We start from the raw sequence: 22,827 nt of genomic DNA, 5'->3' as shown, positions 1-22,827 counted from the left end.
TTAACCCTTAAGACCTGCCATGGGCGGTCCAGAATTTTTCAATCCGGGGCCGCCCATAACAAAATGTGAAAAACCGATGAGGTTTACAAGCGTTTTTTACACATGCTCCTGATTTTTTAATTTTACATTGCCGGCAATGTTATCCCACGCACAATGCCGGCACACACTTTAATCTGATACACAGGGGACCATTACTAATGTCAAATGCCTATACAGATGCGTATGAACTCTCCATTCAAAATCCTGAAGCCTTCTGGGGCCCCATTGCCGAAACGTGTCACTGGTATAAAAAATGGGACAAAGTACTGGATGATTCCAATAAACCTTTTTATCGCTGGTTCACCGGCGGTGAAATGAACACCTGTTATAATGCCCTGGATCTGCACGTTGACAATGGAAACGGTGATAGAACCGCATTGATTTACGACAGTCCGGTGACAGATACCAAACAGCAATACACCTATGCAGAACTCAGGAATGAAGTGGCTAAATTTGCCGGAGTACTGGCATCCAAGGGCGTTGAAAAGGGTGACAGGGTTATCATATATATGCCCATGATCCCTGAAGCAGCCATGGCCATGCTGGCCTGCGCCCGCATCGGTGCCGTACATTCCGTTGTTTTTGGTGGATTTGCCGCCAATGAGCTTGCCACCCGGATCAATGATGCAAAACCCAAGGTCATTGTATCTGCATCCTGTGGCATTGAGGTGGCTAAAAAAATTGTTTATAAGCCATTGCTGGATGCAGCCATTGATATGTCTGAATCAAAACCCGATGCCACCATTATCTTTCAGCGTCCCATGGAGACGGCTGAATTAAAACCGGGCAGGGATTTTGACTGGGCAGAACTTATGAAAGATGCCGTTCCACACGATTGTGTTCCGGTGATGGCCACAGATCCACTCTATATTCTTTACACCTCCGGCACCACCGGTCAACCCAAAGGGGTTGTAAGGGACAACGGCGGTCATATGGTTGCATTAAAGTGGACCATGAAAGCCATTTACACCATTGATCCCGGGGATGTCTACTGGGCTGCATCGGATATCGGATGGGTGGTTGGCCACTCCTATATTGTGTATGCACCATTGTTCCAGGGGGCCACAACCATTCTTTTTGAGGGAAAACCTGTGGGAACCCCCGATGCCGGAACCTTCTGGCGGGTGATTTCAGAGTACAATGTCAAGAGTATGTTCACAGCCCCCACCGCCTTCAGGGCCATTAAACGGGAAGATCCCCAGGGAAAACTGATTGCAGATTATGATCTGTCAAAATTTGAGGTGTTGTTCCTTGCCGGAGAAAGAACAGACCCCGATACCCTGCACTGGTCTGAAGAGAAACTCAATGTGCCGGTGATTGATCACTGGTGGCAGACAGAAACCGGTTGGGCCATTGCCGCCAACTGCGAAGGACTGCATCACTTTCCCGTTAAAGCAGGCTCCCCCACCAAGGCAGTCCCCGGCTGGGATGTCCAGGTGGTGGATGAGGCATGCAATCCTGTTAAAGCCGGTGACATTGGAGCCATTGTGGTGAAATTGCCGCTGCCCCCCGGTACCCTGCCCACCCTGTGGCAGAACGATGACAGATATGTGGAAGCCTATCTGGAAGAATTCCCGGGCTACTATAAAACTGCAGATGCCGGTTATATTGACGAAGAAGGCTATATTTATGTCATGACCCGCACCGATGACATCATCAATGTGGCCGGTCACAGGCTCTCCACCGGTGCCATGGAAGAGGTGCTTGCCAACCATCCGGATGTGGCTGAGTGCGCTGTCATGGGTGTGGAGGATCAATTAAAAGGGCAGGTACCTTTGGGAATGCTGGTACTCAATGCCGGCGTTGAAAGGGATCATGCCGATATCATAAAAGAGGCAGTTCAAATGGTCCGGGAACAGATTGGACCGGTGGCAGCGTTCAAAACAGCCACCGTGGTAAAACGCCTGCCCAAGACCCGCTCCGGAAAAATCCTCCGGGGCACCATGCGAAGCATTGCCGATAAAAAGGCATACAAAACACCGGCAACCATTGATGATCCAACCATTCTTGGAGAAATTGAAGAAAGCCTTGGCCAGATCGGTTATGGGGCAAAGGCCACCTGAAACAGCTAACACTTGAAAACAAAATTGGGTTAAACAAATTTTCACTAAGGGATTATTGGTTTAACCCACCCCTTAGCAAAGAAGGAGATACGCATGAGTACTCAAACAATTGAAAAAGTCCCAACACAGGCCTGGATAACGACCTTTTCAGGTACAGCGATCAATCTCTGTCTTGGTATTCTATATGCCTGGAGCATCTGGAAATCTGCACTGGTAAATGTTGATAAAGCAGGTCAGGCCATGACCGGCATCAATGAAGGCTGGGTTTATTTGACCAATGCCCAGGCAGCAACCCCATTTTCCCTTTGTGTTATTATCTTTGCACTTTTAATGATTCCCGGAGGCAGGATCCAGGATAAAATCAGCCCCAAATTCGGTGCCACCGTTGGTGGACTTCTTCTGGCTGCCGGCTGTATCATTGCCGGTATGATGAAAAGTTACACAGGCCTGATCATCGGTTTTGGTATCCTTGGCGGTGCCGGCATGGGTATTGGATATGCTGCCCCGACACCGGCTGCGTTAAAATGGTTTGGGCCGGAAAAAAGAGGACTCATTGCAGGACTGGTGGTGGGTGGATACGGCGGTGCCGCCCTTTACATCGGCTGGCTGGGCCAGAAACTCATTGATGCCTATGGGGTCACCGGAAGCTTTGTTGCCCTTGGTACTTTCTTTGCTGTGATTGTTGTCATTGCCGGCCAGATGCTCAAAGCACCCCCGGAGGGTTATGTTCCTCCCTCAGCAGCATCCAGCGTAGGCACCACCCAGGCCACGGAAAAAACACACAATTGGGAAGCCGGTGACATGATGAAAACATGGCAGTTTTATGCCCTGGTCTTCATGTTCATCCTCACCACCCAGTCAGGTCTTCTCATTATCAGCTCTGCCAAGGGATTGATGATGAAAACCGCCAAAGATATGCCCTTTTTCGCTGCCAATGCATGGATTCTGGTTTCCTTTGGCGGGCTGGTGAATGCTTCAGGCCGTGTGGGAACCGGCTTTTATTCAGATAAGATCGGTCGTTTAAACGCCTATTGCCTTAACTGCGGTGTGTCTGCCCTTTGCCTTTTTGTCCTGCCCTATGTCATCTCCACGGCAAATCTGTTTCTATTATTTGTGGTTGTCGGCGTTGCCTATTGGCAGTATGGCGGCGGGCTCTCCCTGATGCCCTCTTTTACCGCTGATTTTTTTGGTGCAAAAAACCTGGGATTTAATTATGGCCTGGTCTTCATCGGTTGGGGCCTTGGGTTCTTCATGGCCAGGGTGGGCGGTGTGATTCAGGATGTCACCGGCAGCCTGGACCTGGCATTTTACATTTCCGGCGGTCTTCTTGTGGCAGGGGTTATCCTGGCCAAGCTCACCACCAAACCCCAATACACAGGTTAATCAATATACACATGGACTTGTATCATTGAAAGATTCACTGTAAAATTCATTGAATCACAGGCAAAGTATCACAATGAAATAAATGCCATCCACTGACACAGCGCCATGCAAAAACATTTCCCCTGAAGGCAGCATATTCTGTCCGCCTTCAGGGTTACTTTTTACAGCAAGGGGCTCCTTGGAAAGAGATCACACATGGTTGAAACATCCCCCATACACATTCCGTTCATCCTCGACTTTAATCATTTTCAATTTGACCAGGCCGTTATTTTCCTTGTGGCGGTGCTGCTTTCCATCACCGTGAATGCAGAGGCCCAAGCCATGGCGGCAACGGTACTCGGCGATACCAGACAATCCCCCAAGGATCGGTTCCATTTTAATCCATTACTTCACATGAGTCTTTCCGGAATGCTCTGTTTTGTCATTGGCGGTTTTGGCTGGCCAAAGCCAATAAATGTTGACCATAACAAGCTGCGGCATAAAACCCTTGACCCCATGATTATCAGAATGGCCGGCCCCTTTGCCAATTTAATGCTGGCGGGAATCGCCGGCAGTATTGTATGGATCATGGCCAAATGGGGTCTGGAAGATCAGGTTTTTTCCATTGTGGTGGCCGTCAACCTCATGGTCTTTGTGTTTAATATTCTTCCGTTGCCCCCCCTGGCCGGATCATCCGTATTTTCTTTCTTTTTTTCGCAAAAAATAAAAACCGGCAATGCAGCGCATCTTTTTATGATGACATCTCCCTACCTTGTGGTGTTATTGATTCTGGCCATGAGAATGAATGGAGTTACCATCTTGAACCGCTACATGGACCCTGTGGTCATCTCCATTTTTAAATTCATTTCAAGCCCCTGAAACAAATCAATGCAATGCATGCCCAAAACGTTCTTAAATAATGCCATACAGGGGACCGCCTTTTTTTCCCAGATCATCCACTTTTTTTTCAACCTCACTGTCCGGCTCCAGTGCCGGTGCATGAAAGGGCTTTATCCTGGCATCAATGATCAAAGGCCCTTCACATCCCCAATGTTTAAATGCTGTGAAACTTCCCCCCCCGTAAATGTCATGGGAGGGGTTGGAACGTGAAAAGGCAACCCACAAAAAGGTGTCAAAATCTTCAGCAGTTTTAACGGCATCATCCACCACCACCACCAGAGGCAATCTTGAAAACACCTCCTGACGGTTCAAAATTCCGGCAAGATCATTGATCTCTTTTTCTGCCTTTTTGTAATCTTTGAATGCCGGGCCCTGGATCACCATCATGCCCGGGGCCACCAGTTTTACCATGGAAAATACCCGGGGCAGCTTCAACTCACCCGGACAATAGCGCAACAATTCCCGCTTTTTTGTACCGGCTGCGGCCCAGACCACCTTGGAGCCGCTGTTCAATTCCGGTGAGGAGTAATCCAGAGTATCCATGGTGGTGGTGGTGTGGAAATGAAGATCTCTTTTAAAATCAATGCGCTCCAGAACATGCATGAAAAATTCCATGGTATCGTTAATATCAAGGTCCGGGCGATCATTATGGGCACAGATAATAAGATATTTGGCAAGGGAGAGCTGTCCAAACCCCAGTATGGCACCGGCATGGGTCAACAGTTCCCGTGGTTGACGGGTTTCATAAGGCACATACCGCTCCATGGCCTTGGCCAGAAGCAAAGGATGCACCCCGGCAGCATCCACCGCATGGATGGCTGTCACACCGGGTATGGTACTGGGAACAGCATCTGCGGTGATGTCATGGATGATTTTTCCAAAAACGGAATCTTCCCGGGGGGGACGTCCCACAACGGTGAAGGGCCATATGGCCCCTTTACGGTGAAAAACCCCTGTGACTTCCAGCACAGGAAAATCGTGGGCAAGGGAATAATACCCCAAATGATCCCCAAAGGGGCCCTCTTTTTTTGTTCTACCCGGTGTCACTCTGCCAGTGATGCAAAAATCGGCATCCATGGAAACAATATGCCTCCCTCTTTTGCCATACCGAAAGCGTCTACCGGCCAGGGCCCCTGCAAAGGCCACCTCGGGCAAACCTTCGGGAAGGGGCATCACCGCCGCCAGGGTGTGGGCCGGAGGCCCCCCCACAAAAATGGACACCGGAAGTGATTCTCTCCGTTTCAGGGCCCGGGTATGATGATTCCCAATGCCCCGGTGGATTTGATAATGCAGCCCCACCTCCCTGTCCTTCACATAATCATTGCCATCCAGCTGTATCCGGTACATGCCAAGGTTGGAATTTAAAATCCCGGGTTTATCCGGGTCCATGGAAAACACCTGGGGCAAAAGGATAAATCCTCCGCCGTCCCCGGGCCAGCAACGGATGGCAGGCAAATCTGAAAGGGTGCATTGCCCCGCCAGAACCGGACCTTTTTTTTGCTGCCACGGAAGCGAATGGCAAAGGGCAGACAGGGCCTTGAATCCCGATGCAGGAGCGTAAAGTGCTTGCAACGGATCAAATTTAAGCCCCACCAGACAGCTGACCCGCTCCAGTTCCGGTTCCAGTATGGACAAGGCCCGCCTGTGGGTACCAAACAAATTGGAGACCGCAGGAAATTTACTTCCCTTGACCCTTTCAAACAAAATGGCAGGCCCTTTTGCTTCAAACACCCGGTTATGCACTGCTGCCATCTCAAGCTTTGGATCAAGGGGGGTGTTGATACGCACCAGATCCCCATTTTTTTCCAAAAATTCAACACACGCCCCAAGGCTTTTAAATCCCATTTAAATCTCCAGTTCTTTTTTAAATCCCATGGACACCCCATTGTCCATATAGACAAGGGTATGGGGAACAAATCGATAAAAAGATGCCCGGTACTGCACTTTAATAAAAGTCATGGCATCCACCTTGTCGTGGGATATGGCAAACCTTTTGAGATAGGCTCCGGCTGCACCAAGCCCTTGTTTGTTTTTTTTTACCGGCTCAATGATTCCCTGCATTTGAACCCCCTTAATGTCATCAAAAGAGGGGTCATCCTCAAAGATAGAGGCCCCTACCCTGCCGGGCATTTGCCGACTTATCCTTATGTGCCGGGAATCTGGGCTTGAAAAAAAATAAAAGGCCTTATGCCGGTATAGATAATAAACCGGGGAAGACCATGCCCCTTGTTTTAAAGCAACGGCAAGGGTCATTACCTTGCAGGAGGTAACCATCTTTTCAACCCTTGCCATCCAGTTGATCAATTTTTAATATATCCCCAGCTTTTAAGGCGCTTGTAAGCATGGGCCGCATACTCCCCCTGCCGGACCTTGCCAAGATAAGCTGCATACTGCCGGGCAGCCGGTTCAACTTGACTCATCCCGTCCAGGGAATAACCTTTGAAAAAAAGAACGGTGGGATTACCGGGCAGCAACCTGTCATAGGTATTAAAATATTTAAGGGCATTATTATATTTTTTAAGCTGAAGGGCTGCAAATCCCGCCACCTGGCATGCTTGCCCCTCGGTGGGATAGATCTCATGGCCACGGCGGGCATGGGTGTAAGCATCTCTGTAATTTTTCTGGACCAAAAGACACCGGCCCAGCATCACCCGGGCGGTGTAATCACGACTGTCTATTTTCACGGCCCGTTGATAACTTGCCCTGGCATGGTCGTATTTTTTCTGCCCCATAAAAGCATCGCCCTCTTGCAGGGCCGTTACCAGTTTTTCCTGGGCACGCAACGGCGCAATGGTATCCATGTAGCGCTCCCGGTACAAGGGGGAGGTCCGGGTGGATGCATATTTCCCCCCAGCCATGGCAATGGCGGTTTCGTATCGTTCCGAACTCATGGGATGGGTGGAAAATAATATCTGGGAGGCATCATTGTGTCCTTCATTCATGCGATTGAGCAATGCCATCAACCCCACAAAGCCATTTGTGGAATAGCCGCTGACCACCATATATTCATTTCCCAGGGCATCTGCCTCCCTTTCATTGTCCCGGCTGTAGCGGGCAAGCAATGCCCCCTGCCCCACCATGCCGATCTTCTGGGTCAACTCCCCCAGCTGGGAATTTTTTGCACCGATCACCGCAGACACACCGCCGATGAGTAAAGAGGAAAGACTGGCCTTGGACATCTGTTCTGCACTGTGCCTGGCATTGACATGGCCCAGTTCATGGCCCAGTAAGGCCGCAAGCTCGGCCTCGTTGGAAAGTTTCAGTAAAATTCCCCGGGTCACAGCGATACTGCCCCCGGGAAAGGCATAGGCATTGACATAGGTGGCATTGACGCACCGGAAGGAATAGGGCATATCCAGCCGATGGGTTTTTGATGCAAGTTTATTTCCCACACCGGCAATATAGGCGTTGATGGATCTGTTTTGCAAGACGCCGTAATCTGATGAAAATTGATAGGGTGACTGCTGTTTATCCATGGAGATCTCTGTCTCCCGGGACACCATCATCAATTGATTTTCTCCGGTCACCGGGTTCACTGCACATCCGGTGACCATGGCGGCACCCGCAATGGTGGACAATTGCAGGAATTGTCGACGGGTCATGACACCGCTGTTGTTTTCCATGCTTTTTCCTCCTGTGATTTTTCAAAAAATGTTATGGGCGGATAAATTAATCATTGATAAACATCCCAAGCAAAACAAAAATCCCCCCCACCCCCAGCAGTACCTGGTAAAAGGGCATCTCATACATGATAAAATTTAAACCGGTCTGGAGGATCTCCACTGGAATTTTTTCAGGCAGGCCTCCCAGAAAATCCCCTGTCAACCCTCCCAGAAAAAGGGTTGTCCATTGATTATCTTTATCCATGGCCTGGGCGATCCCTTGAAATAACAAAATCCCAAGCCCGCCGATCCAGGAGACAATTCCCAGAAACGTAAATTTATTTATATCCATTGTTCCTCCAATATTTTGTTTTTTTAGATGAAACGACAGCCTCCAGGGCAACCTCAACAGAGCCGCCCCCCCGATGGGTAATAGGAACCGGACAATTGAGCTGTCTACAGTTCCGGTCCGGGACCATTGCCCATCGGGGGGGGGGCGGCGGTACAATAACATTTGGCTCCGCGTCTACGACCCTATATTTGTTGTGTCCCACAGGAGATGCCCGTTATATCAAATGCCTCGCTGATCTGGGGCGTATTTCAAGCTTTGTTATGGGCTGACTGAATTCAGAATACGGTCTACCCATGGCAATTATTCCATATATTAGGTCGGCAAAAAACAGGAGTCAAACCTTTTTCAGGCACATCCCCGGTTCATCAAAGCCATTGAATCAAAAAAAAGCCACACATCCTTATCCTTTGTGTTATGGATGAATGATACTGGCAACTGAATCCCGGGTTGTTTTTCTTTTATTTCATTTTCCATTATGCTACACCTCCCACAACATAAAAATTTAAATATCAAGGACAACCAATGACATCCAGCAAAAACACCCTTAAAAAAATCGGGGTGGCGTCTTTCATAATGATGGCTTCTGTATTTGCAAGCCGTATCATCGGACTGTTCCGGGAGATGACCATTGCCTATGCAGGCGGTGCCGGTGGGGGTGTGGATGCTTACCAGGTGGCCTTTATTATTCCTGAAATACTCAATCATGTGGTGGCCAGCGGTTTTTTATCTGTGACCTTTATCCCTATTTTTTCCGGTTATCTGGCCCAAAAGGATGAAAAAGGCGGCTGGGAAATCCTCTCCATCATTCTCAATACCTTTGGGGCGCTTTTATTATTATTTCTGATCATGGCCTTTTGTTTTGCCCCCCAGCTGGTATCACTGCTTGCCCCGGGGCTCACTGATCCTGTGCTGTTTGCCAAGGCCGTGCGCATGACACGCATCATCATGCCGGCCCAGCTGTGCTTTTTTTCCGGAGGACTTTTCATGGCAGTGCAGTTTACCCGGGAACAGTTCATGATACCGGCCCTGGCCCCCCTTATCTATAATCTTGGTATTATTCTTGGCGGGCTTTTACTGGGTCCCACCCTTGGCATGGAAGGGTTTGCCTGGGGGGTCCTTTTGGGTGCCTTTGCGGGTAATTTTTTACTGCAATATATCGGAGCAAAAAAATGCGGCATGAAACTTTCTGCCTTTATCAGCCTTACCCACCCTGATTTTATTAAATATCTCCTTTTAACCCTTCCGTTGATGGTGGGGTTGACCATGACCTTTTCCACGGAAATCCTGCTGAAATATTTTGGCTCATTTCTGGAAGAAGGCAGCATTGCAGCCCTTAATTACGCGTTGCGAGTGATGTTCATCCTGGTGGGACTGTTTGGCCAGGCCGTGGGGGTGGCCTCCTACCCTTTTATGGCAAAACTGGCAGCACAAGGAAATATGGACGAACTCAATCAACTTTTAAACACCACCTTGAAATTTTTGATTCTGGTGATTCCCGTGTCCGTGCTGGTCATGGTGCTTCGACAGGAAATTGTATTTCTTCTTTTCCAGAGAGGGCAATTTGATGCCACAGCCACCGAACTGACCTCCCGGGTACTTCCCTTTCTCATGGCAGGCACCGTTGCCTTTGCAGCCCAGACGGTTGTGGTCCGGGGTTATTATGCCATGCAGAACACCTGGTTCCCTGCCATTGTGGGGTCTGCCGCAGTTGTGATCAGCCTGCCGATTTTTTACGGCCTCATGCATGTTATGGGTGCCCGGGGTATTGCCCTGGCCCTGACCCTGGGTGCCATTTTCCAGACAGGGCTTTTATTTGCCCTGTGGAACCGGAAAAGTAATAACCGTGAAGGGGGCAGTGTTTACCTGTTTTTCATTAAAATTGGGCTGATAAGCATGGCTATCGGGTGGCTGCTCCTTAATTTGTCCCGGCCCCTGACCCATATCTTCAATGTTGCCACCGTCCCCGGAGCCCTGGCCATGTGCATGGCAACCACTGCTGTTTTTACGGGTCTGTTTGTGGGCAGTGGGGTGCTGCTGAAAATTGAGGAAATTCAATTGTTCACAAAAAAGATAATGGCCAGGGTTAAATGATCAACATATCACCACTTCACCGGTAAACGCACCTGATGACCGGCTTTGTTGCGAAACAGCAGATGGTCGTTGTCCCGACCAAATCGATAAAGATCACGGGTGACAAGGACATCCTGGATGCAGTAATCAATTATTTTTCTAATTTTCCCTTCCTTCCACCATTTCAGAGCCAGCAGTCCATCCGCACTTTTTTGGGCCCCCAGGGTCTCTTTTGCCAGACGATCCAGGGAAAGTCGATACCCCAATTTTTCATGAACCTTCTTTAAAAGATCCAGGGTGGGGAGGGTTGAAAAATCAAAATGGGATAACCCGGACAGCACCTGATAATCAAATCGAATAATATTAAACCCCACCACAAGGTCATAGGCGGCAAGATCCTTAACAAGGGCCGGGATATCCTCCTGGAGATACTCTTTGAAAATGTCTGTGTGAGAGTCATAAACCACCACGCAACTGACGCCCATATCCCGGGCCCGGTGCCAGCCACCCACCTCTTTGGCAGATCTGCGGGTCTCCAGATCAAGAACCCCGTATCGAAAATGCCCTTCGGTTTTTAATATTTTTTTCTCTTCCTCTGCAAAGAGTCCCCTCTCCTCCCCTGTAAATTTATCTGATTGCCGCACAACTGTTTTTTGGAGCTCAAAATCTCCATGCAACTCATTGGTACGGCTTTTTCTCACGGATGAAATAAAGTTTCCCACACGCTCCATCACCCCGCTGGCTGATCCCCGGGTTTTGTTGGGGGGGGAAAGCCGATTTTTTCCTTTTAATGCTCCTTTTTGCATCTGCTCAAGGATCTTCAGGGCTGCGGTTTTATCAATGGGCCGGTTACCCGACCCGCACTTGGGGGAGTGCACACAGGCCGGGCACCCATTGTCACATTTGCAGGAGGCAATGACATCCAATGTTCTTTTGAGCAAAAGATCTCCATGGTGAAATGCCTGCCTGGAAAGCCCGATGCCCCCGGGGGTACCGTCGTAAATGAACACAGCGCCCCTGCTGATCTGGGGATGAAAGGGAATGGAAATCCCCCCAAGGTCATTGCGGTCTGTCATCACCAAAAGGGGAAGAATGCCAATGGCCGCATGTTCCATGGCATGGATTCCCCCCATGAAATGATATCGGTTGGACTCCATGAACGCTTTGATCTCATCTGGGATTTCAATCCATACCCCCTGGGTTTCAAAGGTGTTGGGTGGGAAATCCAGGGGGATGATACCCAGGGATTTCCCTGTTCCCACGGCCTTTCGCTCGTAACCTGTGACGTGATCGGTGACCCGGAGGGTCCCAAATCCCATGCGGGTATTGCCCAGGGCCCGGTGACTTGTCTCTTCCAGTATTTCAGTGGACTTCACAGACCGGGCCCGGGTGTAATAGCCCACAACCTGTGGGGTGACTTCCACAATACACTTTTCAGGATCAAATCGGTTGACCACATGGGTATTGCCATGGTGGATATATACGGCCCCTTCGTGGGTTTCGTAAAAAGCACGCAACTTGTCAACATGCCCCAGAAGGGTCCGGGTGCCGGACAGAAAAATGGGAACCGTGGTGCCGGTTCCCCTGAGACTCACCCTGCGGTGGGGACTTTTTCGGGCAGAAAACCAGGTGGAACCCTCTGCGCTCTTTAAAAGGGTGGCATCCCTTTCCAGCCTGTCCAAAACGGGAGCCACCCCGGATTCCTGCAAAATGTCCTCCCCTGCCACCAGGGCAAGATCCGCCGCGGCACACTCCAGATGACGGGCCATGATCACCGGGTTTAATGGATTTATCACCGCCTTTTCCGGGGGCATGTCAAAAAGATCTTTGGGGTTGTTCATGAAATAATGATCCAGAGCATCTTCATGGGCCACAAAAATCATGGCAGACTCTCCGCCGTCCCGCCCCACCCGACCGGCCCGCTGCCAGGTGGACATGATGGTACCGGGATACCCCACAAGAATACACAAATCCAGATTACCAATGTCAATACCAAGTTCCAGGGCACTGGTGGACACCACGGCCAGAAGTTCACCACTGGCAAGTTTATCCTCGATGTCCCGCCGTTCCCCGGGCAGAAAACCGGCACGATAGGCACTGATTCTGGATGCCAGGGCACCGGCCCGCTGGGAGGCCCACATGGCAATGAGTTCGGTTATTTTCCTGGACTGGGTATAGACAATGGTTCTTAAATTACGATGGATGGCCGCATGCATGAGCTGGATGGCAGTTTGGGCCGCCCCTGCCATGCCCCCCATTAGAAGGATTTCCTTTTCACCGCAAGGGGCCCCGCTTTCATTGATGAGCTCAACACAGAGGCCGGTGAGGTCAGCGGCAAGTTCCCGGGGATTATCAATGGTGGCAGAAGAAAAGACAAAAACAGGATCACTGCCGTAATGGCGACAAATGCGCCTGAGCCGTCGAAATACCCAGGCCATGTGGGACCCCATCACCCCCCGATAGGTATGCACTTCATCCACCACCACAAATTTAAGATTTTTAAAAAAAGGCTCCCACAACCGGTGATGGGCCAGCATGGCAAGATGGAGCATTTCAGGATTGGTCAAAAGGGCATGGGGCGGGGCATTGCGAATGCGGGTTCTGGCATGGGAAGAAAGATCCCCGTCATACACCGCTGCCGTGAAAGGCCCCTTTCCCAAAACATCCATTGCAATGTCATCAAAAAGCTTTTGAAGGGTACCCAGTTGATCCCGGGCCAGGGCTTTCAGGGGAAAAAGGTACAAGGCCCGGCTGTCTTTATTTTCCAGGAGGGATTCCAGCACGGGCAGATTATAAATAAGACTTTTTCCGCTGGCCGTGGGGGTGGCCACCACCGTGTGAATGCCCTTTTTTATAAGTGCCACGGCCCTTTCCTGGTGGGCGTAAAGCCGGGGAATACCGGCACGCTTGATCACCGCTTTCACAGGGTTTGTGACACCGGATTCCCGGGCATAGCAGGCTCCCCTGGCAGGAAGGGTGCGATGATATACAATATCCGGCCCCAGAACTTTATATTTTTTCAGGGATTCAATGTACTCAGCAAGGCTCAATAAATGCGTTTCCCCAATGCCGACACTGTGAGATCCACCGCCAGGCGGGCGGTTCTGTTGGCCTGATCCAGAATGGGGTTGATCTCCACAATGTCCATGGAGGCAAGTTTATGGGAGTCGGCAATGATTTCCATGAAAAGATGGGCCTCCCGGTAGGTCAGTCCACCGGGAACCGGTGTCCCCACCCCCGGTGCTTCGGCCGGGTCCATGACATCCATATCCACACTGATATGAATATTTTTCATGTGAACAAACTTCATTAATGCCTTATGGGTGACAGCACTGATGCCCTGTTCGTCAATATCTCTCATGGTGTACACAGTAATGCCCGATTGTTTGAGACGATTCCGTTCCTTTGTGTCCAGATCCCTTATACCCATGAGAACCACCTGGTCCGGGTCCACCTTGGCCCCGTTTCGTCCCATGTTCACCAGGGAACTTTCCCCTTCTCCAATGAGGGCCGCCAGGGGCATTCCATGAACATTACCGCTGGGGGATGTTTCTGAAGTGTTAAAATCCCCATGGGCGTCCATCCAGATGAGGCCTGTGGGGCCATCATGGGATACCCCCCCCACCGTACCCATGGCAATGGAGTGATCCCCTCCAAGGAAAAGTGGAATATAATTTTCCTTTATGGCCTGCTTACCGGCATCATATACCCGCTGACACACCCGGGTGATCTCTGAAACATAATTTTTGGGCCCCGGTTCCGTGTCCGGTCCCTGATCCCTCACAGGCACCAGAACATCCCCGGAATCTTCCACTTCATACCCAAGTCCCCGTAATTCTGAAGCAAGACCGGAATAACGCAGGGCCGCAGGCCCCATGTCCACCCCCCGGTGATGCTGACCGAAATCCATGGGGACACCGATGATTCTAATTTTTTTTCCCATTATTCATCCCTGTTTGTCTTTCAATGCTCAAGCTAACTTCACCACCCGGTAAAAATATAACCTTACTGTTGCAGTCTTTCCAAGGAAGATATATCATAACATATGAATTTCATTCAACCTTAAACCCCATCAAAACCATGATCGTGACATTCCTGACCCAGAGGGCCGATTCTCTACAATAAAATTTAAGAATAATACCCCTCAAACAGAATCCCGACCAAATCAGAAAGGAACCCCATCCAGACCATGAGACCCAAAGATGTAATGAGACACAAAGAAACCCTGGAGACCATCACCCGCCTTATGGATGACGGAATAGAAAAAATGGCTGTTATCATGCGTCATTCCCACAGACATTTCGGTGAAGACAGTGCCAGAGAACCTTTTCTGGGATTAACGGAAAAAGGGAAAGCCCATGCCTTTGAGCTTGGCACATGGCTGCCATTGGCGCTTCAACCCCATTTTTTTTCCAGCTTTTTTGGTCGATGCATTGAAACAGCCTTTGTCATGGACAAGGGCTACATCAAGGCCCATGATATTTTCAGTGATCACAATATCCTGGCAGAAGAACTTGCCCCCTTTTATGTCAAGGACTTAACAAAAGCCATTGCCTTGATGTCCCAGGTGGGTACTCCGGCCTTTCTTCGCTCCTGGTTTAACTTTGAAATTGATGACACCATCATGTGTAACCCGGAAGAAACCGCCAATACCATCGCCGGTTTTCTGGTGGACAGACTTAACAGCATATCACCGGGGGAGATGGCGGTGTGTGTCTCCCATGACTGGAATCTTTTTCCTTTAAAGGAGTTCAAACTGGGACTTTCCCATGAAGAACACGGCACCGTGGGATTCATGGAAGGGCTTGTGGTTTATGAAAAGGGGGGTAAGCATTACATGAAAAATTACCAGTCAAATCCCGTGCTGCTGCAAATTCCCCGCGATGACCATCCTTAAAATAAAGGAGCACCGCCATGCCCGATATCAACACCGCACGACTCATTGAAGCCCTGGAAGCCATTGAAGACGGCATTTACATCATTAATGCCGAACACGAAATTCAATACATGAACCGCACCATGATCTCCTTTTTTGGAGATCATGTGGGTAAAAAATGCCATGAGGTGATCAACCACACTTCTGAAAGATGCAATTGGTGCCGGTATAAAGATGTCTTTGAAAAGGGAGAAACCCACCACCATGAGGTGTACATTGAGCATCTTGACAAAACATTTAATCTCGTTGAACTTCCCGTAACCAACCGGAACGGCACCCGGTCAAAACTGTCCATTTACCGGGATATCACCGCCACCAGGGAGCAGGAAGCCAAACTCAAATCATCGGAGGATGATTACAAGCGTCTGTTTAACCATGCAGGGTGCGGTGTATTCATCAGCAGCAAAAAGGGCCGGTTTCTGGATGTCAACCCGGCACTTCTTAAAATGCTGGGTTACACGGACAAAGACAATTTCCTTGCCATGGACATTGCAACAGATCTCTACCTGAAACCCGAAATTCGCCACCAATACCAGGAAAAAGTGGAAAAAACAGGACGAGTGGTGGACTATGAGCTGGAATGGCGCCGCCGGGACGGCCATATTATCCAGGTGCTGCTCACCAGCCACGTGCGGTACGATGCCCAGGGCAATGTATTGGGATATGAAGGGGTGGTCATTGATCAATCCCACCGTAAAACCATGGAGGCCCGGACCCGGAAAGCATTGGATTTTCTGGACCAGATCATTGCCTGTAACCCCAATGCCATCATGGCGGCAAATCTTAAAGGAGAGGTGCTCATCTGGAATCAGGGCGCTGAAGAGACCTTTGGATATGCGGCCCGGGATGTCATTGGAAAAATGAACATTGCTGATATCTATCCCAAAGGGGTGGCAAAACAGGTGATGAAGCTCATGCGCTCCCGGGATAACGGGGGGGCAGGGAAACTTAAATCCTATCCCATCACCTTTATAAGCCGAGACGGGGAGAACCTTGAGGGCACCCTGTCAGCCAGTCTTCTCCACGATGAGAACGGCCAGGAAAGTGCATCTGTGGGTATTTTTGTGGATCTGAGGCAACGCCTGGAAATGGAACGGACCCTGAGTGAAACCCAGCAACACCTTTTACAATCGGAAAAACTGGCAGCCATGGGGCGGCTCACCTCCCAGATTGCCCATGAACTGAACAATCCCCTCTTTGGCATCATGAACACCCTGGAGTTGATGAAAACCGAAATATCTCCCGGAAACAAACGCAGAAGACTCCTTGACATGTCCCTGTCAGAAACCGTAAGGCTTGCCGACATGTTAAAAAAGATGCTCTCCTTTTCCCGACCGGACCAGGAAGAAAAAATTAATATTAACCTCAACACTGTCCTGGATGAAATCATTTTGCTGTATGAAAAAAGATTCCGGGAGCACAGTGTAAAGTTTAATTTTGATGCAACAGCAGATCTGCCCCTGGTGTATGCTTCCAAAGATCAACTGCGCCAGGTATTTTTAAATATGATTTCCAATGCCATGGATGCCATGCCCGACGGCGGCAAGCTAATCATTAAAACCACCTGCCAGGGCAATAAGGTGTGCATCACCATCTCTGACACGGGTGTGGGCATTAAGGCCGAACACCTGGAAAAGGTATTTGACTCCTTTTTCACCACTAAGACAGACAGTGTCAAAGGGGTGGGGCTTGGACTTTCGGTGTGCTATGGATTTATCAAAGACCATGGGGGAGATCTAACCGTTGACAGTCAGTTGAGCAAAGGTACCACCTTCACCATCCTTTTACCCGTTGCCACCTAAACAATCCGGGGGAACAATATTTTTAAGAAAGTGCCAAATCCAAAATTTTCCTGGAGGTGTATTCGCCCACATCTGCGAGGCCGTCCACGGGTAAAAACAGATTGGCATTTTGGGAAAAAAGACAGGTAACCGAGGCAGGAAAATCCTCATCGGCTTCATAAAAGACATAGCACAAGGCAATCTTTGGCAGGGGAAACAGGGTAAAAGAAAAATCTCCCCCTGATTGAACGGGTACATTCTCACCCCTTAACGCATGGACAATGGATTTCTGTCTCCCTTTAATTTTCTCCACATGCCCAACCAGGAACTGTTCTGTGTGGGTGGCAAAGGCCCCCACATAGGGCATACTGTCGGGAATCTCTCGAAAAGCTTTAAAGGGAGAGAGCAAACAAATATCCGAAGTAACATTAAGCGCATAAAGGGAAATCAAAATACCCAGAATGGAGGGGGTTTCTTTTCCTCCAAGAGTGATGCCATGGGGAGAAATGACACACGCCTCCCCAAAGGCATCAAACAAAAAGCGCCGACCATCCCGGATTCCGGGTAGTTTCTTTTCAAGATCCCGGGGAAGATCATCATACAATTTATCAAGATTGTGTTGAACGATTTTTGCATAATTGTCCGTCAAAGTATGTCCCCCTTTGGTGATGGTGATAAACGGCTGTTGAACTTTTTAAGGTGAAAAATTTCTATTTTATATCAGCAAGCCTAAACATTTATGCTTTTTATCATAATTTTCTTTATTTCACAGGTAAAAATCGCAGTCAAAAGGGGTAATTTATTTGACAGCAGAACCATTTATCGTTACTATGTACCCCAAACAGAGCAATCAATCTTAAAATCAGCTCCAAAACCCAGACAGTCAATATTCTTACTTTCAGGCTTGGGTTTATTTTCGCTTTCCACACCATACATGCCAGAATCGTGTTCCAAGTGAAATGTAGGCAAATTAAGTATTCCTGAACAACCGCCGGGTGTGGAGCTCGTTCTGGCCTTGGTCCACCCACAGTAAAGCATGAAAATTTTCCTGATTTATCGGGATTTTATTCTAAAAAGTCTGGATTACAGCAAAAGGAAATTATATCTCTTAGAGCCCTTATGCATCCATAATATCCAAAGGATAAATTTAATATAGCATACATGGCTGTAACCACCAGCCACAACGAAAAATGAAACTCTCATGATTCCAGAACTTTGGACGGTGTTTCATATAACCGCCACGGGCGGACCGTATTCTGATACGGCTCTGCCCACAACAAAGCATGAAATACGCCTCTTATTTACGGAGCATTTCATATAAAAAAGGCTTGATCATACCCCCAAAGACTTCAATTAAAACTTCAAAAATTATGAACAATGGCCCAGGTTATGATCCCGCCAGGCATAAGTTCTTTGTCTTGCCATTCCATATGCAGTGGTAAAAATATATAGACTCCCCACACAGCAATGGCTCTGGGAACTTACGCCCCACAAATTACGATCACAAGCCAACAAAATAACGCCGCAAAGGAGACCCATCGTGAAATCTGTACAAGGATACCTGGAAATTATGGATCAGGGATTTGGATTTCTCAGGCAAATTGAAAATAATTTTCAACCCCTTCCTGAAAATACCTATGTCCCCAATAAGCTGATCAACCGCTTCAAACTCAGTGAAGGGGGCTTCATCCAGGGAACCGGAGAAAAAAAGAATCCCCAAAATAAAAATCTGGCACTGACTCACATTGATACCATCAACGGTGTTCCCTTAAAAGAGACCTTGAAAACGGTGTCTTTACAGGACCAGGTGAGCATTAATCCCTATGAACGTCTGAAAATGACCATGGGACCCGATGACCTCACCGGAAAAGCGTTGGATCGCATTGTTCCCATGGGACTTGGTCAAAGGGGGCTTATCATCGCCCCCCCAAAAACCGGAAAAACCACCCTGCTCAGACACATGGCCAATGCTGTTGTCACCAACCATCCCGACACCGAAGTGTTCATTCTTCTTGTGGATGAACGCCCCGAAGAGGTCACTGACTTTAAAAGGGGTCTTAAAGATGCACATGTCCTTTATTCCTCGGCTGATCAGCAGATCGGTCAGCACATGCGCATGACCCGTCTGGCCATGCACACGGCCATCTGCTGTGCGGAACTGGGACGCAATTCCGTGGTGTTCATTGATTCTCTCACCCGCATGACACGGGCATTTAACACCCAGACAGAAAGCCATGGCAGAACCATGACCGGTGGGCTGGGGGCCAATTCCATGCATATTCCCAGAAAAATTTTCGGAGCGGCCCGCAAAACCGAAAACGGAGGCTCCCTTACCATCATTGCCACCATACTGGTGGAAACCGGCAGCCGCATGGATGATGTAATTTTCCAAGAATTTAAAGGCACCGGCAATATGGATCTCATGCTGAACCGCAATTGTGCAGAACAGCGCATATGGCCCGCCATTGATATTAATCAATCAGGTACCCGGAAAGAAGCCTTGCTAATGGATGAAGAGGAGCTCCAGGAAATATCAGATATTCGAAGGGGTATCAGCGATATGGATGAAACCGATGCCATGGCCGCTTTTATTGATTATCTTAAAAATAAATAGCCCGGTTCCCATTTTAATTATTCTTATTCTTCATCAGAATAAGGTCTGCCCGTGGCAGTTTATATGAAATACTCCGCGTTGTGGGCAAAGCTGGATCAGAATACGGTCCGCCCGTGGCAGTTATATACAAGGCAGCCTCCAAGGTAAGCTAAGGCAGAGCCGCCCCCCTGATGGGCAATAGGAACCGGACAATTGAGCTGTCTACAGTTCCGGTCCGGGACCATTGCCCGTCGGGGGGCGGCGGTATAATACCATTCTTCAAGTTTACCTAAGGGGGGGAGGGCGGCATAATGCTATTTGGCTCCGCGTTTACGATCCTATATTCGTTGTGTCCGCCGGGACATGCCCATTATTGAAGATTTCGAATAAAGGGTCCCACAGCATCAATGCCCTGTTCATTAACAATACGAATGGTCTGGGAACCGATGACGGCTATATCAGCCTTGCCTTTTAAATATGCCACATCTTCTTTGTCTTTCACCCCAAACCCCACGGCCAGGGGAAGATCTGTGGCTTTTTTACACCGATCAAGATAGGTATCCAGATCATGGGAAAAGGTGGTTTCTTTTCCGGTGACGCCTTTTCTGGCCATGCAGTACATCAATCCCGATCCTTTGCCGGATAAAAGCTCCATGCGCTCATCTGTGGTGGTGGGGGAAAAAATATAAACAGGATGGCAGCCCTGCTCTGCCATGGCATTGAGATAAGCATCCCCCTCCTCCGGGGGAAGATCCGGCACAATGGCCCCTTTTATCCCTGCCCGGGCCATATCTCCGGCAAAGGCCTCCATGCCGTATTTAAATAAAATATTGGTGTAGGTCATGAATAAAAAGGGAATCTCAAATCGCTTTGTTGCTTCCTTGGCAAATTTAAAACAGTCAGCCACACGGACCCCGGCCTCCAATGCTTTTTGATTGGCCTTTAAAATAACAGGGCCGTCAGCCATGGGTTCGGAAAAGGGAATCTGAAGCTCCATGAGATCCACCCCGGCCGCCACCATCTGTGCCACGATCTCCATGGAGGCTTCCATGGATGGATATCCCAGGACAATGTGGGTCATGAGCAGAATATCTTTTTTTTCTCTTTTTTCTCTGATATAGGCTTCAAGCACGATAGTCACCTGCCTTTTCCTTGATAAATGCTTTCCATTGAGGATCATCAAAGGCATCGGCCACGGTGAAAATATCCTTGTCTCCCCTGCCCGATTGATTGATAATAATGCACTGATCCGGGGGAAGATTTCCCACCTCTTTAAAGGCCCCTGCAAAGGCATGGGCCGACTCCAGGGCCGGAATAATGCCCTCTTTTTGCATGGTGAGCTTCAGTGCGGCAATGACCTCTTCATCTGTGGCAGATTCAAATCGTGCCTTTTTCTCCACATGCAATTGGGACAAAATGGGGGAAACCCCCACATAATCAAGACCTGCTGCAATGGAATGGGTCTCTTTCATCTGCCCGTCGTCATCCTGGAGAAAAAAAGTTTTATACCCCTGGGCCACCCCCACCGAGGCATCGTCTGTACAAAGGCGGGAGGCATGCTCCCCGGTGGCAAGGCCGCGACCGGCCGCTTCCACCCCCACGCAGGTCACCCCGGCATCGGGCAGAAATCCACTGAAAATTCCCATGGCATTGGAGCCTCCCCCCACACAGGCATACACCCGGGCAGGCAACTTTCCTTCCCGTTCCAGGATCTGTTTTCTGGCTTCTTTTCCAATGATGGATTGAAAATAACTCACCATTTCGGGAAAGGGGTGGGGCCCGCAGGCGGTTCCCAACACATAATGGGTGGTCTCCATGTTGGTGACCCAGTCCCGGAAGGCTTCGTTGATGGCATCCTTTAATATCCGGGTGCCATCGGTGACCGGAATCACAGTGGCCCCCATCTGTTCCATCCAGAACACATTGGGTCGCTGGCGTTTTACATCCACCTCCCCCATATATATGGTACAGTCAAACCCGAACTTAGCTGCCATGGTGGCCGTGGCCACCCCGTGCTGCCCTGCCCCGGTCTCTGCAATGACCCGGGTTTTACCCATTTTTTTCACCAGAAGTCCCTGCCCCATGACATTATTGGCCTTGTGTGCCCCGGTGTGATTGAGATCTTCCCGTTTGATGTAAATTTTTGCTCCACCAAAATGGTTTGTCAAATTTTCAGCATAGGTCAACGGAGTGGCCCGGCAGGAATACGTGGACATGAGATCCACATAGGAGTCCCAAAACAGGGGGTCATTCTTTATCCCGTTAAAATGCGCCACCAGATCATCAAAGGTGGCTGATAGAATCTCGGGGATAAATGCACCGCCGAACTCCCCGTAATATCCGCGTTTATCCATGTATATTTCCTCCAAGTGTCTGTGAAAAAACAAATTGATCGGTACGACACAGCAATTCTGAGTAAACTGCATTTTCCGCCTGGGGAAAATCCAGAAATCGTTTTACTAACAAAACAGGTTCATCCATGCCAAGCTTAAGAAACTTTCTTTGGAATTTATCAGGCCGGATGACCCTGAAATTTTGACGCCCTCGGTCAGGCACCATATAAAATTTATCAGACACCACCCCGGCCAGGGACTTTCCCGTGAGGTCCATGTGCTCAATACCGCTGAACAAGGTGGGATGAAGATAAATTGTTTCTAAAAGCACCGGCAACTTCCTTGCCATGGTTAACCGGATGATGCAATAGGCCTCCCCCCCGGAAAAGGGGTTTTCATGCTCACCTGAAACTGATTTAAGGCTCACGGGTGCCAGCATTTGAATATCAATGTCAATGCCCTTGCGATGAAAAGCGGATGAAGTACCTGCAAGGGAAAAAAGGTCCACATCATCCCTTTGTTCCGCCACAAAGGTACCCGCCCCCCGTCGTCTCTTGACCAATCCTTTTCTCGTTAAAATATCCACGGCCTGCCGGGCTGTGGGACGTCCAATGCCGTAGGTTTTGGCAAGGGCCGTTTCCGCCGGGATACGGGTTCCGGAGGCATACTCTCCTGATCTTATTTTTGATATTAAAATCTCTGCCAACTGATGGTACAGCGGCAGAGGAGATTCTGTATTCAACATTGTTTTACCCGGTATTTTTATTTTTTATCCACGATAAACCTGAAACCAGCA

Annotated in this window: 18 protein-coding genes; 7 read left to right on the top strand and 11 right to left on the bottom strand. The window is 49.2% G+C overall.

Features of this window, described 5'->3' with window-relative positions:
* The first annotated feature begins 197 nt into the window (after positions 1–197).
* From B9A32_RS08355 to B9A32_RS08345, 3 genes are all read left to right on the top strand, one after another.
* A complete protein-coding gene (locus tag B9A32_RS08355) occupies positions 198–2,102 on the top strand; it encodes a propionyl-CoA synthetase (RefSeq protein WP_084068339.1) in 1,905 nt (634 codons plus the stop codon).
* 93 nt (positions 2,103–2,195) lie between these two features.
* Positions 2,196–3,485: an L-lactate MFS transporter gene (locus B9A32_RS08350; protein ID WP_084068338.1), complete on the top strand. Its 1,290-nt coding sequence runs from the start codon at positions 2,196–2,198 to the stop codon at positions 3,483–3,485.
* 195 nt (positions 3,486–3,680) lie between these two features.
* Positions 3,681–4,343, top strand: coding sequence for a site-2 protease family protein (locus B9A32_RS08345; RefSeq protein WP_084068337.1), 663 nt, complete (start codon positions 3,681–3,683; stop codon positions 4,341–4,343).
* A gap of 33 nt (positions 4,344–4,376) precedes the next feature.
* On the opposite strand, the gene B9A32_RS08340 is transcribed toward B9A32_RS08345, so the two are convergent.
* The 5 genes from B9A32_RS08340 to B9A32_RS22310 all read right to left on the bottom strand — a co-directional run bounded on the left by B9A32_RS08340 (position 4,377) and on the right by B9A32_RS22310 (position 8,792).
* Positions 4,377–6,209, bottom strand: a complete 1,833-nt coding sequence (locus tag B9A32_RS08340) for a UbiD family decarboxylase (RefSeq protein ID WP_084068336.1) — start codon at positions 6,207–6,209, stop codon at positions 4,377–4,379.
* The gene (locus tag B9A32_RS08335) at positions 6,210–6,668 is read right to left on the bottom strand and encodes a pyridoxamine 5'-phosphate oxidase family protein (protein WP_084068335.1); all 459 of its coding nucleotides are present in this window, start codon (positions 6,666–6,668) and stop codon (positions 6,210–6,212) included.
* Positions 6,665–7,987: a M48 family metalloprotease gene (locus B9A32_RS08330; RefSeq protein WP_084068334.1), complete on the bottom strand. Its 1,323-nt coding sequence runs from the start codon at positions 7,985–7,987 to the stop codon at positions 6,665–6,667. The genes B9A32_RS08335 and B9A32_RS08330 overlap by 4 nt, the downstream gene beginning before the upstream one ends.
* A 46-nt stretch (positions 7,988–8,033) precedes the next feature.
* Positions 8,034–8,318: a hypothetical protein gene (locus B9A32_RS08325; protein ID WP_084068333.1), complete on the bottom strand. Its 285-nt coding sequence runs from the start codon at positions 8,316–8,318 to the stop codon at positions 8,034–8,036.
* Between the two features lie 345 nt (positions 8,319–8,663).
* Positions 8,664–8,792 carry a hypothetical protein gene (locus B9A32_RS22310; protein ID WP_269749007.1) on the bottom strand — a complete coding sequence of 43 codons (129 nt, stop codon included), beginning with the start codon at positions 8,790–8,792 and terminating at the stop codon, positions 8,664–8,666.
* A 48-nt stretch (positions 8,793–8,840) separates the two neighbouring features.
* Here B9A32_RS22310 and murJ point away from each other — a divergent pair, with 48 nt between their 5' ends.
* Positions 8,841–10,409 carry a murein biosynthesis integral membrane protein MurJ gene (gene murJ / locus B9A32_RS08320; protein ID WP_084068332.1) on the top strand — a complete coding sequence of 523 codons (1,569 nt, stop codon included), beginning with the start codon at positions 8,841–8,843 and terminating at the stop codon, positions 10,407–10,409.
* Positions 10,410–10,417: 8 nt separating this feature from the next.
* Here murJ and B9A32_RS08315 read toward each other — a convergent pair whose 3' ends face one another.
* Positions 10,418–13,438 (bottom strand): DEAD/DEAH box helicase, encoded by a 3,021-nt coding sequence (locus B9A32_RS08315; protein WP_084068331.1) that lies wholly within the window; start codon positions 13,436–13,438, stop codon positions 10,418–10,420.
* Positions 13,435–14,331 carry an arginase gene (rocF, locus tag B9A32_RS08310; protein ID WP_084068330.1) on the bottom strand — a complete coding sequence of 299 codons (897 nt, stop codon included), beginning with the start codon at positions 14,329–14,331 and terminating at the stop codon, positions 13,435–13,437. The genes B9A32_RS08315 and rocF overlap by 4 nt, the downstream gene beginning before the upstream one ends.
* 246 nt (positions 14,332–14,577) lie before the next feature.
* Here rocF and B9A32_RS08305 point away from each other — a divergent pair, with 246 nt between their 5' ends.
* Positions 14,578–15,285 carry a histidine phosphatase family protein gene (locus tag B9A32_RS08305; protein ID WP_084068329.1) on the top strand — a complete coding sequence of 236 codons (708 nt, stop codon included), beginning with the start codon at positions 14,578–14,580 and terminating at the stop codon, positions 15,283–15,285.
* Between the two features lie 17 nt (positions 15,286–15,302).
* A complete protein-coding gene (locus B9A32_RS08300) occupies positions 15,303–17,126 on the top strand; it encodes a PAS domain-containing sensor histidine kinase (RefSeq protein WP_084068328.1) in 1,824 nt (607 codons plus the stop codon).
* A 22-nt stretch (positions 17,127–17,148) separates the two neighbouring features.
* On the opposite strand, the gene B9A32_RS08295 is transcribed toward B9A32_RS08300, so the two are convergent.
* The gene (locus B9A32_RS08295; protein ID WP_084068327.1) at positions 17,149–17,754 is read right to left on the bottom strand and encodes a DUF3786 domain-containing protein; all 606 of its coding nucleotides are present in this window, start codon (positions 17,752–17,754) and stop codon (positions 17,149–17,151) included.
* An 891-nt stretch (positions 17,755–18,645) separates the two neighbouring features.
* Between B9A32_RS08295 and rho the strand changes: the two genes are divergently transcribed.
* The gene (gene rho / locus B9A32_RS08285; protein WP_212637863.1) at positions 18,646–19,719 is read left to right on the top strand and encodes a transcription termination factor Rho; all 1,074 of its coding nucleotides are present in this window, start codon (positions 18,646–18,648) and stop codon (positions 19,717–19,719) included.
* Between the two features lie 349 nt (positions 19,720–20,068).
* On the opposite strand, the gene trpA is transcribed toward rho, so the two are convergent.
* Genes trpA through B9A32_RS08270 form a run of 3 tightly spaced genes read right to left on the bottom strand, consistent with a single transcriptional unit; the run spans position 20,069 to position 22,776 of the window.
* Positions 20,069–20,839, bottom strand: coding sequence for a tryptophan synthase subunit alpha (trpA, locus tag B9A32_RS08280; protein ID WP_332308498.1), 771 nt, complete (start codon positions 20,837–20,839; stop codon positions 20,069–20,071).
* Positions 20,823–22,052, bottom strand: a complete 1,230-nt coding sequence (gene trpB, locus B9A32_RS08275; RefSeq protein WP_084068324.1) for a tryptophan synthase subunit beta — start codon at positions 22,050–22,052, stop codon at positions 20,823–20,825. Before trpB ends, trpA begins: the two co-directional genes overlap by 17 nt.
* A complete protein-coding gene (locus B9A32_RS08270) occupies positions 22,045–22,776 on the bottom strand; it encodes a GntR family transcriptional regulator (RefSeq protein ID WP_084068323.1) in 732 nt (243 codons plus the stop codon). The genes trpB and B9A32_RS08270 overlap by 8 nt, the downstream gene beginning before the upstream one ends.
* Positions 22,777–22,827 lie beyond the last annotated feature (51 nt).

The organism is Desulfocicer vacuolatum DSM 3385 (assembly GCF_900176365.1).
Lineage (GTDB): Bacteria > Desulfobacterota > Desulfobacteria > Desulfobacterales > Desulfobacteraceae > Desulfocicer > Desulfocicer vacuolatum.
This window is presented reverse-complemented; position numbering and strand designations above follow the sequence as displayed.